The following is a 15,373-nucleotide window of genomic DNA, read 5'->3' on the forward strand; positions in this document are numbered from 1 at the left end:
CTTTCTAATTTTGATCAAAAACTAATAATTTAGAAAGTCACAACCTTTATTTTCTGTTATTCATTATATATTAAAAACAGTTCTTTATAGAAAAAGAAAATCCATTGAAACATATATAGCCCCTATGATATTATATTTATGTTAAATATTTTACATTTATTTAAAGGAGTTGCCATGCTTCATATTAAATCACTTTCTGAGGGACTTGACCTTTTCAAAGCTCTCGGTTCAGATGTACGAATTGAAATAATCAAGATTTTACTTGAAGAAAACGGAATGAACATGAACGAGCTCGCAAGCCGTCTGAATATCACAAACGGTGCTCTTACCAGCCACATCCGAAAGCTTGAGGAATGCGGCATGATTACAGTCAGCAATGAAACTAACGGTCATGGTAACCAAAAGATTTGTTCCGTACATGTAGATAAAATCCTAATAGATATCCAAAATGAAGAACGCAATGAAAATATATATACAGCAGATATTAAGGTAGGGCAGTTTTCTGATTATGATGTATTCCCTACCTGTGGTCTTGCTTCATCAACACAAATTATCGGACAGGTTGATGATACAAGGTATTTTTCTCATCCCGATCGTTATAACGCTGATATTCTTTGGTTCACTAAGGGGTATGTAGAATATGTTGTACCTAATTTTATCCCCTTTAATCAGAAGATTGATGAAATATGCATTTCAGCTGAGCTTTCCAGTGAAGCTCCCGGTGTTAATAATGTATGGCCTTCAGATATCTCTTTTTATTTAAACAGCGAATTTCTGGGAACATGGGTATCTCCCGGGGATTTTGGTGATGTTAAAGGAATATTCACCCCTGATTGGTGGTTTCCTAACTGGAATCAATATGGTCTCCTAAAAATGCTTGTTATAAATCATCGTGGAACTTTTATAGATGGTCTTCAGATTTCCGATATCACAATCGATCATTTTGCTCTGACAAGTAAGAGTAGTATAAAATTCAAGATGGCTGTTCCTGCTGATGCCGAGCATGTTGGCGGTCTTACTATTTTCGGAAAAACATTTGGAAATTACAGTCAGGATATTAATGTAAAAATTGCATATAGCCCTATTGATCCCGCTTTGTAAACATAAGAGTTTTGATAATGATATAAAAAGAAGGCAACATTGCCTTCTTTTTTTATTCATATTATTTTATAGTTCACATTCAACACAATTAATTAGAAGAATGTTTTTTTTGCTGCAGCCTGTTTTCTTTCTTTTTTATCTTTATACATCTCTTCATCTGCTTTGCTAAGAAGTGTATCGATGTCAATATTCTCGTCTATGATCACCTGAGCACTTCCGACACTTGCAGTTATTTTATATGTCTTTGATACAACATCGTCTCTTGAAGTTAGCACGTTATCAAGTCTGCTTCGAACTGTATCCGCATTTAAATCTATCGGTTTTTCGGTAAGCAATGCACATGCAAATTCATCTCCGCCATATCTTGCACATACTCCGTTTCTGGAAGAAAAATGTAAAATAGCATCAGCCATACATTGTATAGCAAAATCGCCTTGTGCATGTCCATAGAAATCATTAATGTGCTTTAGATTATCCATATCTATTGAAAATGCAGTTATACATTTTCCTTTATTGGAAGGTTCCTCAATAATACTTTTTAATTCATTATAAAATCCCCTTCTGTTTGGAATTCCGGTGAGATAATCAAGTACAGAGATGCGCTCCATTTCACGATGCATATCCGCAAGATCTCTATTGGTCAAAACAGCATTAATGGCTGTAGACAAAAACATGCTGAACTCTTCACATCTTCTGATATCTCTGTTAGATGTGTTTTTTGTCCCTTCCACTACATAACCAAAGGTTTTATTTCCTGTGTAAAGAAGCCTTACCAAAAGTACACTAATATCATTTTTTTCGATGATTTTATCAAATCCAGGTATGAATTCCTTTTCCTCATAAGAAATGCCTATTCCGGTTCTTTCACCATTCTCACAGCGAAATAATGTAGTGAAATCATCATATACATTTTCTCCGGTTTCGGGTTTTAAAATATCCGAGAAAATCCCAACGAATTGAAAGTCTGATTCCCGCATCCATAATGTATCAACTATAACATTAGAAAGATCGATCACAGAATCCAGCATGGATGTTCTGGATACAAGCATATTAATACTTCTTACCGCCAGATTAACGTCAGAATAGCTGGAAGAAAGAACTGTTATTTCCTCAGGTGACAGGACATCTTCAGATTTAAAACATCCGCAGGAACTTCTCCTTTTCAGTACAAAATCAACATCATAGCTTGCGTCAGCATCTGAATTATTCTCATATTCTTTAATAAGCTTAATTACCTGAACTGCCTCATCTGCATAGTTTGGTTCAACAGTCGATATTGACGGAACGTTAAAAAGGGCGCTCTTAACACCATCAAATCCTGTTACTATTATGTCTTCAGGTACTTTATAACCAAACTTAGACAGCTCATCACAAACAGCAATAGCCATAGCATCATTTGCACATACTATAGCTTCTGGAAGATCTCCCTTTTCTACAAATTGTCTTAAAGCAACTCTTGCAGGTCTGTCCCAGAAATCCCCATAACCTATCCTATCAGGTTCAAACGGAATACCATTTTCAAGAAGAATCTCCTTATATGCATCTATTCTTTCATCTGAAAAGCGGTCCCCTTTAGGTCCCGCGATCATGTTTATTTTTTTACATCCATGCACATTAATTACATGTTTGACAATTTCAGCAAATCCCTCCTTATAACGCATCGAAATATTAATGCTTCCTGGTATTTTTCTTTCCATTACTATCAGGGGGATAGCTTTTTTCTTAGCAAGATTTTTAATAGCATCTATAAGATATTTATTCTTGATAAATTCAAGCTGCATTATTATTGCATCAAGTTCAAGATGTCCTGCAATTTCAATAAGCTTTAGATCACAGTTGTTTTTATCCTGCTTAAAATTTGTTGTCTCGGAAAAACCAAAAGCAAGCATGAGATACCCTTGTTTCAAGCATTCTTTTTCCACTTCATGTATGAAATTACTGTTCTTTTCTTCATCAAGCATACCGCCCATGAAGGCAATCAATTTCTTTGTTTTTCCCATAATTATTGTATTTCCCATTTTTAAAAAATATATAGATTCATAAATTTCTTCAGAAATTCTAAAGCCGGGCATGGACAGATATTTTCCGGAAGAAAAAATGGCCCTGTAAAGCAAGGGTCTTGCGGGCATTTCCGATTACGCACGCAAGAAGTCATAGCTTCCTGAACAAAGTAATTATTTGAAAAATTCCATGTCCCTGCTTAATTTTTCGGAAATATTTTTCAGATCGCTTGCTTCAGTTGCAAGTGTAAGTACTGTGTTTGAAAGTTCCTGCATAGATGCACCTGTTTCTTGTGATGAGGCAGCATTTTGCTGTGATATTGCTGACAGAGTATCCATTGTATCTGCCACAACATCTTTAGAAGTTGCACATTGCTTTGCACCTTTACTGATTGTTGCAACTCCGCTTACAGTTAGTTTAATATCTTCCAGCATCCCGTTTATGGACTCTATTGTTTTACCAAGAGCATCCTGCTGGTCGAGATTTCCCTGTTTTACATGATCCGCTGCGAGCACTGCTGCTTCTGAATCTTCAAGAAGTACACTCATTTCTTTTTTTATGTTATCAGCCATGACCTTGGAATCTTCTGCCAGCTTACCGATTTCTTCAGCCACAACAGAAAAACCTCTTCCTGCCTCTCCTGCTCTTGCTGCCTCAATAGACGCATTAAGGGACAAAAGGTTTGTCTGTGTTGCAATCGCTGTTATACCCTCAACTTTTGCAGATATACTGTTAACAGCATCCTGTGTTCTTTGAATTGTTTCAGATATTTCATCAATCTTGGCAGTCATTTCCTCAGATGATGCCTGTAATGATGACAGTGAACCACCTGAAACCTCGGAAGCCTCTTTCATTTTTGCCGCAAGATTATCAAGTTCCTCTGTGGAAGTCTGAACATTTCCTACTGCTTCACCAATCTTTCCAACATTCTCAGCGGCGGTCAGAACCTCACCCGCCTGTTGTGTTGCTCCCTGTGCAATTTCCTGGACTGCAGTTGATACATCCTCTGTTGTCTGAGTTATTCTGTTTACCATATCTGAAAGATCACCCGAGGATGTATTGACAGTACTTGCTGATTCTCTGATATCGGAAACTATTGATTCGAGTTTATCTATAAGTTCATTGGTATTATTCAGTGCTATTCCTATTTCATCTCTTCTTTCAAGATATTTATCCGCCTTTTTGAATACACCTTTTGCCAGATGCTCAACGCAATCATTCATGGCAATAATCGCTCCTGATATACCTGATGCAGCTTTTAGTATCACGATCACACCAATAATAAGTAATGCAGCACTTATCAAAAGCATATAAATAATCGACTTTGTTATTTGTTCTTCAACTGATTGTCTGGACACTCCGGTAAATGCCATTGCGGAAACTTTTCCCGAATCATCCTTAACAGGCACATATGCAACAAAGTACTCTGTTCCGGCAACCATTGTTTTGGTAGATGTAAAAGTATTCCCTTTATTTAAAACTTCTGATATTACGGTATCCGCAGCCTTTGTTCCTATTACAGAATTTCCAAGAGATGAATTTTTTCTTGTATCATTTTCAAACCATGTAAAATCATATCCGGTCCTTTGCTTTAAGTCTGTTTCAATGGCACTATCTCCCTGATTTCTATCTGTAAGTCCGACTGCTATGTCTTTATAAGTATTAGCCGATGAAAGCAATCCTTTGAGTATTTCACTCTCCATGCCACTGCGCATAAATAAAATTCCTGTAATAAGCATGGCGATTGTGATCAAAATTGCAGGTGCACTCGCAAGTAACAGTATCTCTCTTCTTACAGATATTCTTTTTTCCCTCATATAATCCCCCTTACTTTGACTTAACAGGTACCGTTTGTGATGAATTGCTTATATCAGTCAATATTTGGCACCTCAAAAACCTTACAATTATCTGTAATTACAATTAATTGCTTCCAAATTAATTGTAACTTTTTTTCAACATCTTATGAATTATGAGAAATTAAAGATTTTATTAAAAACATATAAAAAAACGACAACCCGTATGATTGTCGTTTTTTTATATCGTAAGTAATATTACTTAATTATTTAATTCCGCTTATAGCGATTGATTCAATAATAACTCTCTGGAACATGAAGAACAGAACCAATGTCGGAAGCATCGCTATTACTGATGCTGCCATTATAAGTGCATAATCGCTCTGGATTGCATAATATGAATTAAAGGATCTGATAACTACCTGAAGAGTCCAATGTTTCTCACTTCTAAGGAAAATTGTTGGAGCAAGATAGTCATTCCAAATACCCATAAACCAGAGCATAAGCTGTGTTCCAAGTGCCCCCTTCATAAGCGGGAGGAATATTTTGTAATAAATCTCAAAGTAATTACAGCCATCGATTTTTGCTGCATCCATAAGTTCTGAGGGTATGCTGTAAAGATTCTGTCTAAGGAAGAAAATCATACCGACATTTCCAAAGCATCCCGGAATAATAAGAGGAGCAAGTGAATTTGTCCATCCAAGCTTTGTAAATAGTACATACTGCGGAATCATTACTACAGCGAAGGGAATCATGATTGTTGCAAGCAAAGCAAGAAACAATGCATTCTTACCTCTGAAATTCATTTTTGCAAAGGCAAATGCAGCAAGTGATGATGTAAATCCTCCAATCAAAAGAACGGGAATCTCAACTGAAATAGTATTTATAATGCCGCTTATAAATTGTCCTTTGCTAAGAACCTGGCTATACTTTCCTATTAGTATCGGGTTCGGGAATAATGTAAGTGAGCCTGAAAGTATCTGATTCTTTGTCATAAATGAGGTTGCCACCATATAAATAAGCGGAAACACCATTGTTATTGCAAATGCAAAGAGTAAAACAAAGACGACAATGTTGATCATCTTCTCTTTAGAAGATGTGACGCGGTCTGTCTGGTAATCTTTTGCATTTGACTTTGCTCTTCTCTGTGAGCTTTGAGTCATATTTGATTTAGTCTTCAATGCTAATTCCATCTGTCACACCTCCTTACTCTATTGTTTTAACCCATTTATCCTGACCCCAGAAGTTAATGGCCGTGATAATGAATATTATTATTGCAAGTATTACTGCTACTGCGCTTCCATAACCAAGCTGCCCGTTTGTAAACGCTTTCTCATACAAATAGAATACAACTGTTGCTGCGCTGTAGTTTGGTCCACCTGAAGGTGTCATTACCTGCACCTCTACAAAAACCTGGAAGCCACCTATTAGTGAGGTTATCAGAATGTAGAATGTTACAGGTGATAAAAGAGGCAATGTGATGTTTTTGAATTTTTCCCATCCATTGGCGCCATCGATCATGGCCGCTTCGTAATAGTCTCTGGGGATATTCTGAAGGCCTGCAAGGTAAAGGATTACTGTTCCTCCAAGCCCCTTCCAAACCATGAATATAATTAGTGAAACCTTAACCATAGTCTCATCACCAAGCCAGTTGGGACCATGCAAACCGGTCAGTGCTTTGTATATTCCGTTAAGAAGGCCATAATCATAGTTGAATACCCATGCCCAAAGGATTGAAACCGCAACAAGTGATGATACAACCGGAACATAGTACATTGTAGTAAGTACTCTCTTGCCCGGAATTTTACGGTTAAGTCCCATTGCTACCAATATTCCAAGAATCATGCCTATGGGAATACCTATCATGTAAATTATTGTTGTTCCCATTGCCTTCCAGAATTTTAAATCATTAATTATTTTAATGTAGTTTCTAAGGCCAACTATGTTTCCCAGTAATGAGTTTATGCCTGTCCATTTGCTTGTGCTGGCAACCAGAGCAAATACAATGGGGTATGCCATAAAAAGCATAAATCCCACAAAAGGTGCTGCAATAAACAGCCATGCCCATCTCTCTTCTCTCTTTGCCATCGCAGACATCCGAACTTTAACTTTATTTGATGCCATTATGTACTCCTTAATACTAAAGTTCCGTCTTGCCCTATGGAACTTTTGATTGTGCTAACCCTCATCATTATTTTCAGCTGATTTCCTCCCCCTTAAAAGGGGGAGGAAGAATCATTTTCAGCTCTATTTTTCCAGGTATAAAAGAATATTACTGTTAGTTTGTTGCTGAATTCTGAAGCTCAATTGCTTCGTCAAGTGCTTCCTGCATTTCAGGTTCAACCTGATTTAAATAATCCTCAACGGAAATATCACCATTCTTGATGTTAAATACGCCTGACCAGAAAGGTGTGAACCACTCAGCATTGTATGTATAATCTGTTTCCTGAAGAGCTGCTTCGTAGTGGTCGTTGCCATCGAAGTATCCGAAAATAACATCTACATTTGAAGCATAAGGAACCTTGCCGCTGTTTACAGCATCCTTGAATTCACCATATGCGAGCTCTGTAATATTAGGAAGCTGGATTGATTCGCCTGTTGTAATACCTGAAACAGCCTTCTGTCCATCCACATCTGTTGAAAGCTTTGAAATAAGAGCAGTTGCAAGGTCAGGGTTCTCTGTCGTTGCTGATACACAATATCCAACTGATCCCATCCATGTATGTGATCTGCCATCACCTGAAGGTCCTACAGGCCATCCGCAAAGATCCCACTTATAAGGGAATGTAGCATCATCCATGAATGCAGCCACATCCCATGTACCACATGCATAAAATGCAACCTGTCCATCAAGCCATCTCTGGTATCCGCCAAGTGCTGTATCCTGCTCTACTGAAGGAGTAAGACCATTCTTAGTAAGATCTGTGTAGAATGTAAGTGCTTCCTTAAGCGGCTCGTTATTAGCAACATTAACTTTTGTCATATCATCGTTAAGGAACTTAACACCATTGGAGTAAAGGAAAGGTGTCATACCAAACTGGTCAGCATTTGCAACGCCCCACTGATCAATTTCACCATCGCCGTCCTTATCAATTGTAAGTTTTTCGCAAACTTCTATGAATTCATCGTAAGTATACGGTTTCTCCGGATCAGGATATTCAAGCCCTGCTGCATCAAAAAGATCTTTGTTGTAAGCAAATGCGAAGCAGGAAAGATCCTTTGGAAGTGCATAAAGTGAACCACTTCCTACATTAGTTCCATCATAACGATATATTTCCTGTGTTGTTCCCCACACACTCTTCATAGTGTCAGCATCGATATAATCATCAAGAGGAAGAACATAGCCATTGTCTACATAAGAGCGAACAGCTGCAGGTCCTACATAAAATACATCAGGCATATCGTTAGCTGTCATGTTAGCAATCATTTTCTGATTGTATTCATCCTGTGTTGTTACCTCAAATACAACTTCCTTTACTTCATCCTTATGTTCGTCTACAAACTGTTTTACAAGATCCTCATAAATTTTCTTTTCATGCTCCTGCATGTAAAGGAATACGTGAAGTGTCTTATCACCGTTTCCGGTAAGTGAATCGGATGATGATCCATCTGTACTCTCAGCTTCTGCAGCATCTGCAGTTTCACCTGCTTCAGTAGTTTCTGTAGTATCTCCTGTTTTCTCTTCTGCTGTTGTCTCAGCCTCCCCTGCTTCTTCAACAGTTGTTGTAGCACAACCTGTCACTGTACTAAGCCCCATAACTGTTGCCATTGCAATACCTAAAAATTTCCTTCTCATGTTAAATCCTCCTAAAAACTTGTCTAAGTGACTAACTTATATAGTGATTTTAAACAAACCACTTTACATCGTCAATAATTATTTTAGTCTTTTGTAAACAATTTTACATTTTTGTCGATTTTAATAAAAACATAAAATACTTTTTGTATAATTAAACAAACTTATCAAATATTGCTATCTTCTATTTACAAAATTGCTATTTTGTGCTCACGGTTTATAAAAAATTCCGTATTAATGCTTTTGGCCGGAGCATATCACTTCACATATCTTACAGCCCAAATTGTCTTGTTATCGCTGCCTTTTGCAGATATACACAAAGTATTGTTTCCTGCCTCGTCAGTCATAGTGAATGCGCAGCCTTCATAATCCTGCCCGTTTAAGGTAATCGTGATGTACGGCGTTCCTTCCTCAAGTTCGTAAGAGGCACCATCAATAGTTTCACTTTCCCCGGACGAAATATTTCCATCCAAAAAGTTGCACTTGACCGGTTTATTTACAAACTCATTCACTTCAAGCTCATGATTCAGAATATAAAAAGTTCCTTCAAGCAGGTCTTTAGATATATTGGTGCTATCACACGTCGAAGTGGTACTTTCATCACCCGTGTATTCAAAAGGAGCAGCAGTAAACCATCCGTCCTTTGTCATAAAAAGCTTATGTATTCTGGGTTCATGAAATTCCTGTCCATCGTCAAATCTCTGATGATACACAATATAGTATTCACCGTTTTCATCCTGGAATACAGATTGTCCGCCAGGTGCCATATAAGTAACCGAAAGGCTCGGAAGTGTATAATTTCCCATCATTTTGAGCCCATAACTCATATAGTTCTCTTCGTTACCCAGTCTGTTTCCTGCGGCATCTACATAAGGACCTGTAGGATTCTCACTTCTGAACTGTCTGATCTGATACCCTCCATTACTGGTAAGACCTCCGTAGGAAAGGAAAAGATAATAGTATCCGGATTCCTTTGAATATGTAAGGAAAGGTCCTTCAATAGCATGATGTCCACCACCTACAAGCTTATAACCATAGTAGGGATCTGGTGCATCTTCCCCGCCTTCTGCTGCTTCGGCTATAGGGTGAATTGTTTTACCTGTTGCCGGATCCAGCTCAAGCAAAAAGATTCCGCCTGACCATGATCCGTAAACCATCCACATTTTATTATTCTCATCCGTAAATACTGCCGGATCTATGCAGTTTGGCCATCTTTCATTATCATAACCACCATATTTCAGATATTCGGAGATATCCGCATCATCCCCCAGTACATCATATATGTCTGTCTCTGCTGCATGAGAATTTGAAAAGCCGGAGTAAAGAATTGTATCTGTATATGAATACTTCCCACCGGGTTCATCAGCAACAGCCATGCATAAATTAGATTTTATATAAGAAGAAGTAGTACAAAAATACATAACATATTTCTTCATTGTCTCATTATAAAATGTGTTAGCGGCCCAAACAGAATATCCACCCTCCTCATTTTTTCCTACATATGAAAAAGCAGGGAGATTCCCGGAAAACAAATTGTCGAATACATTATTTCCGTTTCCTATATAGCTCCAGTTCTTAAGGTCATCAGATTTAGCAAGAATCTGATGACTCCCCGTCATATAGTATGTTCCGTCTGCCAGAATAATTTGCGGATCATGACAGCTAACAGCATTTTTATAGACACCTTTTTTGATATCACTTTCGTTTAGTTCATTATTGCTCACGTCTTTATCTCCCTGCGAATCTGAAGTATTCGCAGCACTTTCTGTATTTACGTCTCTGATATCATCAGCTTTGCCATCGTTAATTACGCCCGGTTCCGCGCAACCTGACATCATGCCCATAGCTGCACATACACAAACTGCTTTAGCTACATCGTTTGTAATTTTCTTTATATTCATCATTACTCCTTACAAGTGCTTTGGGCCTTTATCTGCATGAAAATACCGGATATCCCCTGTCATCATACTTAATCTTCATCAGCATCGCATGACGATTGGGATTGTATAAGGGATCTCCGATTATCTCTGTCTCTGTCCTGGCATGATAAACCATAATGTCATTGCCTTCTTCATCCACTGTAAAAGAATTGTGTCCCGGTCCGTAAACTATAGCCTGTGCATCGCTCTTTAATACAGGATAACGCTCCTTTGACCAGGATCTTGGATCCAGAAGATCAGCATTTTCATCAGCCGTGAGCATTCCAATGCAATAAGAAATTCCTGTTTCACTTGCTGAATAAGTCATAAAAATCTTCCCGTTTCTCTTCAGGATAGCCGGCCCTTCGTTGACCCAAAATCCTACTCTCTCCCAATCATAATCCGGTGTTGTAAGAAGAACCTGCACCGTTTCAAGTTCATAAGGAGTCTTCATTTTCGCAATGTAAAGATTGGAGATTTGTTTGCCTACACCAACCTTTTCAGCCCAAATGTAATACCAGTTGTCTTTGTGTTCAAACACTGTCGCATCAAGCGAAAAGGCTTTGAAAGAAAATTCATCTCCTTCTGCTCTTTTCATTTTTCCCTTTTCAACCCAGGTACTTTCTATAGGGTCTTCGCCCTGACACTCGAGGACATAGGGTCTGATCATCCACTTATCTTCCGCAGAGCCTGCTGCAAAGTAGATATACCATTTGCCCATTACATAATGAAGTTCAGGTGCCCAAATGTGTTCTCCCATTATTCCTGTCTTATGCTTTGTCCAGATTGTGTGTTCCTCAGCACCGACAAGTCCGCCCAGAGTTTTTGATCTTCTTAACACAATTCTGTCATATGCAGGAACCGATGCCGTAAAATAATAAAAACCATCATCTGCTTTTACAACGTAGGGATCTGCTCTCTGAAGAATCCATGGCTCGTTAAATTTTAATTCTTTTTCCTTACTCATATTAACCTTCCCTGATAGGATTATTAGTTTCATATAGTTCAGCTTATAAGTTAATCACAGACATTTATTCTTTTATTTTATGCTGAACTATTTTATTATATTCTAAATTATATTATGATTATCTAAACTTTTCAAGTTTTTAATAAAATCTATATTGAAAATAGAAAATCAATCGCATACAATCATGTAAATCAATTCAGCAATTGATTTATCTTATTCTTCGAGGTTTATTTATGAATGGAAAAATGACAGAGGGAAAGCCTCTACAGATATTATTAAAGTTTGTGATTCCGATTTTTCTCGGTTTTATATTTCAACAATTTTATAACATGGTAGACACGGTTATAGTCGGAAGATTCGTAGGTGCCAAAGCACTTGCCGCCGTTGGTTCAACCGGAACGATTATGTTCATGATCATGGGACTTGCCAATGGTCTGACCACGGGTTACACCGTACTTATAAGCCATAAGTTTGGTGCAGGAGACGAAGAAGGAACCAGAAAAGCTTTTATAAATGCAATTTTGCTCGGTATTATCAGCACTATTGTAGTGACTGCTATTGCCATTGTTGTCATGCCCTCTCTTCTTCATATTATGAATACTCCGAATGACATTTATTCTGATGCCTACTCATATATAATTACGATTTGTGCAGGAAGTATCGCACTTATCGGTTACAATTTGCTGGCATCTTCACTTAGAGCTATAGGAAACAGTAAAACACCACTTTACTTTTTGATTTTTTCAGCCTTCCTTAATATTTTACTGGATCTGATATTTATAATAGTTTTTCATCTCGGTACTTTCGGTGCAGCACTTGCAACAGATCTTTCCCAGGGAATATCTGTTATCTTATGTGCTATTTATATTTATAAAAATGTAGATCTTCTTCGCCCCAGAAAAGGATGCTGGAAGCTCGACACACATTTTGCTGCTCTTCAGCTTAATATCGGAATTCCAATGGCCTTACAATTCGGAATAACATCTTCCGGAACAATGGTTATGCAGGCTTCCATAAATATTTATCAATCAGTTGCTATCGGCGGATTTACCGCGGCAGGAAAGGTGGTAAATCTCATGACTGCGGGCATGCCTTCCATCGGCCAGGCAACAGCTGCATATGTTGGTCAGAACTATGGTTTTGGTGATTTGAAAAGAGTTCATCAGGGAACAAAAGACGCCATGAAAATTTCTGTATTATATTCAATTATTACCGGAATTCTTAGCGTGGTCCTTATGCCTTTTATTGTCAGATTGTTCTTTGACAGTAGTGTTGATATATCCGAATATATGCCCTACTGCAGAATATATATAACAGAAGCTGCCTTATTCTACATTCCGCTATGCATGATCTTTATATACAGAAATGCAATGCAGGCATGCGGATATGGAAAGACAGCCCTGACTCTTGGGTTTATGGAACTTGCTTCAAGACTAATTACAGCTTTTGTCTCAATGCAGCTTCATAGCTATGCAATAGCCGTTGCAGGTGATGCACTTGCCTGGCTTACAACAGGAATTTTCTCATGGATACTGTATCTGATAGTTATCAAGCAGTGCATGAAGAAAGGTTCTTTTTCAGACCGGTAAGCCAATCTGTCAATTCTGCTATTTTATATTCTTTCAGCATAGTTTCATCTCCGATAATTTTATTTTCAATTCATAAAATCAAATATAGTTCTCAGTTTTTTTATAAAAGTCAAGGCTTTTTTTCTGTCATTAAAGGCTTTATAATAATCTATGGGTTACGTTATTTTTTTAACAAGTTTTAATTTAAGGAGGTATTTTGTATGGCACGTTTTACATTGCCCAGAGACATCTATCATGGAAAAGGCGCACTTGAAGCGCTGAAGACTTTTGAGGGCAAAAAGGCTATGATCTGCACAGGTGGCGGATCCATGAAAAGGGGTGGATTTCTTCAGAAAGTTGAAGATTATCTGAAAGAAGCAGGTATGGAAGTCGAGTTGTTTGAAGGCATTGAGCCCGATCCTTCCGTTGAAACGGTTATGAAGGGTGCTGAAGCTATGCAGAAATTCCAGCCCGACTGGATTGTTGCTATCGGCGGTGGTTCTCCTATAGATGCAGCTAAAGCTATGTGGATTAAATATGAATATCCTGAAACTACTTTCGAAGATATGTGTAAGGTATTTGGACTTCCCAAGCTCCGTACAAAAGCAAAATTCTGTGCTATTTCTTCTACTTCCGGCACAGCTACTGAAGTTACTGCTTTTTCAATTATTACCAATTATGATAAGGGTATCAAATATCCTATAGCCGACTTTGAGATTACTCCTGATGTAGCTATCGTTGATCCCGAGCTTGCACATACAATGCCGAAGAAGCTCGTTGCTCACACCGGTATGGACGCTATGACACATGCTGTTGAGGCTTATGTTTCCACAGCTAACTGCGACTATACTGATCCACTTGCTATCCATGCTATCGAAATGATCATGGATAATCTTGTAAAGTCCTACAATGAAGATATGGGAGCAAGAGATGCTATGCATAACGCTCAGTGTCTTGCAGGAATGGCATTTTCCAATGCTCTCCTTGGTATCGTTCATTCAATGGCTCACAAAACCGGAGCTGTTTTTGCAGATCTCGGTGCACATATTATTCACGGTGCTGCTAATGCTATGTATCTTCCCAAAGTTGTAGCATTCAATGCCAAGGATCCTGTTGCCAAGAAGCGTTATGGCGTCATTGCCGATTATATGCATCTCGGTGGATCAAATGATGATGAAAAGGTTGATCTCCTTATTAAATATCTGCGTAAGATGAATGATGATCTTAATATTCCTCACAGCATCAATCATTATGGTGCTGATGGTCTTCCGGCAGAGGTTGGATTTGTTCCTGAAGATGTATTCCTTGAGAGATTGCACGATATTGCTGCTAATGCTCTTCTGGATGCATGTACCGGTTCCAATCCTCGTCAGCCAAGTCAGGAGGAAATGGAAAAGCTGCTTAAGTGCTGCTATTATGACACAGAGGTTGATTTCTGATAATAAGCTTATAAAAGGTGGATTGCATTTTATATGCAATCCACCTTATTTATAATCATATCATTCGAAAACCGCTAATCACTGTGTAAATAGCTACTTCCTCAGGCATTTTTTTCGCTCTTCTCATCTTCCGGTGTAGGAGTTTCAAATGTTGCGGGTGCTGAAATATTATCTGTATTATTAACAATCGTACCTGTGGTTAACACATTAGTGTCCGAGCCTGAATAATCAGAACCATATGTTTCGTCGCTCGTATAAAGAGTCTTCTTCTTTCCGTTAATAAGTTTTATACCAATAAAAATAATCGCAACAGCAAACAATACTCTCGGAAGTGCATAAAGCATATTCTTTATTGCTTCATATACGAACCAGCCTGTATAGTTAGCAAGATAATTAAGTGCATCAGCTATAGGTCTGGATATCATATTCCAAAGCATTACCACGCCCGCAAAAATTAGCATACACGCACCTATTTTCTTTGCTTTTTCTGATTTTAGATCAATACCTCGACCATCCATAAGTTCATTCCAAAAGTAATCATCTCTTATTCCGACAAAAACCTCAAGTCTGCAGGTTGCAATGTTTCTGGCATGAAAAAAACTGTAAAACCATAAAACAATCGGTATCATCATAAATAAATCACTTAATTCCAATAAACCAATTATTCCAATGGTCCCTAAAAATGCAGCCATAAGACTTATTCCCATTTTCATAAACCCCATATACATCTCTGCTGCTCCGGGCATAAATGCAAACAAAAAATTAAAAAAACCTCTCTTCTGCGTTCTCATA

General features: G+C 38.0%; 11 protein-coding genes. 3 read left to right on the plus strand and 8 right to left on the minus strand.

Features of this window, described 5'->3' with window-relative positions; genetic code table 11:
• Positions 1 to 174: 174 nt before the first annotated feature.
• Positions 175 to 1,101, plus strand: coding sequence for an ArsR/SmtB family transcription factor (locus BV60_RS0111500; RefSeq protein WP_029321920.1), 927 nt, complete (start codon positions 175 to 177; stop codon positions 1,099 to 1,101).
• A gap of 92 nt (positions 1,102 to 1,193) precedes the next feature.
• Here BV60_RS0111500 and BV60_RS0111505 read toward each other — a convergent pair whose 3' ends face one another.
• The 7 genes from BV60_RS0111505 to BV60_RS0111535 all read right to left on the minus strand — a co-directional run bounded on the left by BV60_RS0111505 (position 1,194) and on the right by BV60_RS0111535 (position 11,574).
• Positions 1,194 to 3,101 (minus strand): diguanylate cyclase domain-containing protein, encoded by a 1,908-nt coding sequence (locus BV60_RS0111505; RefSeq protein WP_197029553.1) that lies wholly within the window; start codon positions 3,099 to 3,101, stop codon positions 1,194 to 1,196.
• A 174-nt stretch (positions 3,102 to 3,275) separates the two neighbouring features.
• The gene (locus BV60_RS0111510; protein ID WP_051656685.1) at positions 3,276 to 4,919 is read right to left on the minus strand and encodes a methyl-accepting chemotaxis protein; all 1,644 of its coding nucleotides are present in this window, start codon (positions 4,917 to 4,919) and stop codon (positions 3,276 to 3,278) included.
• 242 nt (positions 4,920 to 5,161) lie between these two features.
• Complete coding sequence (locus BV60_RS0111515) at positions 5,162 to 6,088, minus strand: carbohydrate ABC transporter permease (RefSeq protein WP_242840976.1); 927 nt, start codon at positions 6,086 to 6,088, stop codon at positions 5,162 to 5,164.
• A 13-nt stretch (positions 6,089 to 6,101) separates the two neighbouring features.
• Positions 6,102 to 7,019 carry a carbohydrate ABC transporter permease gene (locus tag BV60_RS0111520; protein WP_029321927.1) on the minus strand — a complete coding sequence of 306 codons (918 nt, stop codon included), beginning with the start codon at positions 7,017 to 7,019 and terminating at the stop codon, positions 6,102 to 6,104.
• A 154-nt stretch (positions 7,020 to 7,173) separates the two neighbouring features.
• Complete coding sequence (locus BV60_RS0111525) at positions 7,174 to 8,691, minus strand: ABC transporter substrate-binding protein (RefSeq protein WP_029321929.1); 1,518 nt, start codon at positions 8,689 to 8,691, stop codon at positions 7,174 to 7,176.
• 254 nt (positions 8,692 to 8,945) lie between these two features.
• On the minus strand, positions 8,946 to 10,589 hold the full coding sequence (locus tag BV60_RS0111530) for a glycoside hydrolase family 43 protein (RefSeq protein WP_051656686.1): 1,644 nt from the start codon (positions 10,587 to 10,589) through the stop codon (positions 8,946 to 8,948).
• A 28-nt stretch (positions 10,590 to 10,617) separates the two neighbouring features.
• The gene (locus BV60_RS0111535) at positions 10,618 to 11,574 is read right to left on the minus strand and encodes a glycoside hydrolase family 43 protein (RefSeq protein WP_029321933.1); all 957 of its coding nucleotides are present in this window, start codon (positions 11,572 to 11,574) and stop codon (positions 10,618 to 10,620) included.
• A 233-nt stretch (positions 11,575 to 11,807) separates the two neighbouring features.
• Between BV60_RS0111535 and BV60_RS0111540 the strand changes: the two genes are divergently transcribed.
• Both BV60_RS0111540 and BV60_RS0111545 read left to right on the plus strand, forming a co-directional pair.
• Positions 11,808 to 13,163, plus strand: a complete 1,356-nt coding sequence (locus BV60_RS0111540; RefSeq protein ID WP_029321934.1) for an MATE family efflux transporter — start codon at positions 11,808 to 11,810, stop codon at positions 13,161 to 13,163.
• Between the two features lie 200 nt (positions 13,164 to 13,363).
• The gene (locus BV60_RS0111545; RefSeq protein WP_029321936.1) at positions 13,364 to 14,581 is read left to right on the plus strand and encodes an iron-containing alcohol dehydrogenase; all 1,218 of its coding nucleotides are present in this window, start codon (positions 13,364 to 13,366) and stop codon (positions 14,579 to 14,581) included.
• A gap of 101 nt (positions 14,582 to 14,682) precedes the next feature.
• On the opposite strand, the gene BV60_RS0111550 is transcribed toward BV60_RS0111545, so the two are convergent.
• Complete coding sequence (locus BV60_RS0111550) at positions 14,683 to 15,372, minus strand: hypothetical protein (protein ID WP_051656687.1); 690 nt, start codon at positions 15,370 to 15,372, stop codon at positions 14,683 to 14,685.
• Position 15,373 lies beyond the last annotated feature (1 nt).

It is taken from the genome of Butyrivibrio sp. AE3004, assembly GCF_000703165.1.
In the GTDB taxonomy this organism is placed as follows: domain Bacteria; phylum Bacillota; class Clostridia; order Lachnospirales; family Lachnospiraceae; genus Butyrivibrio.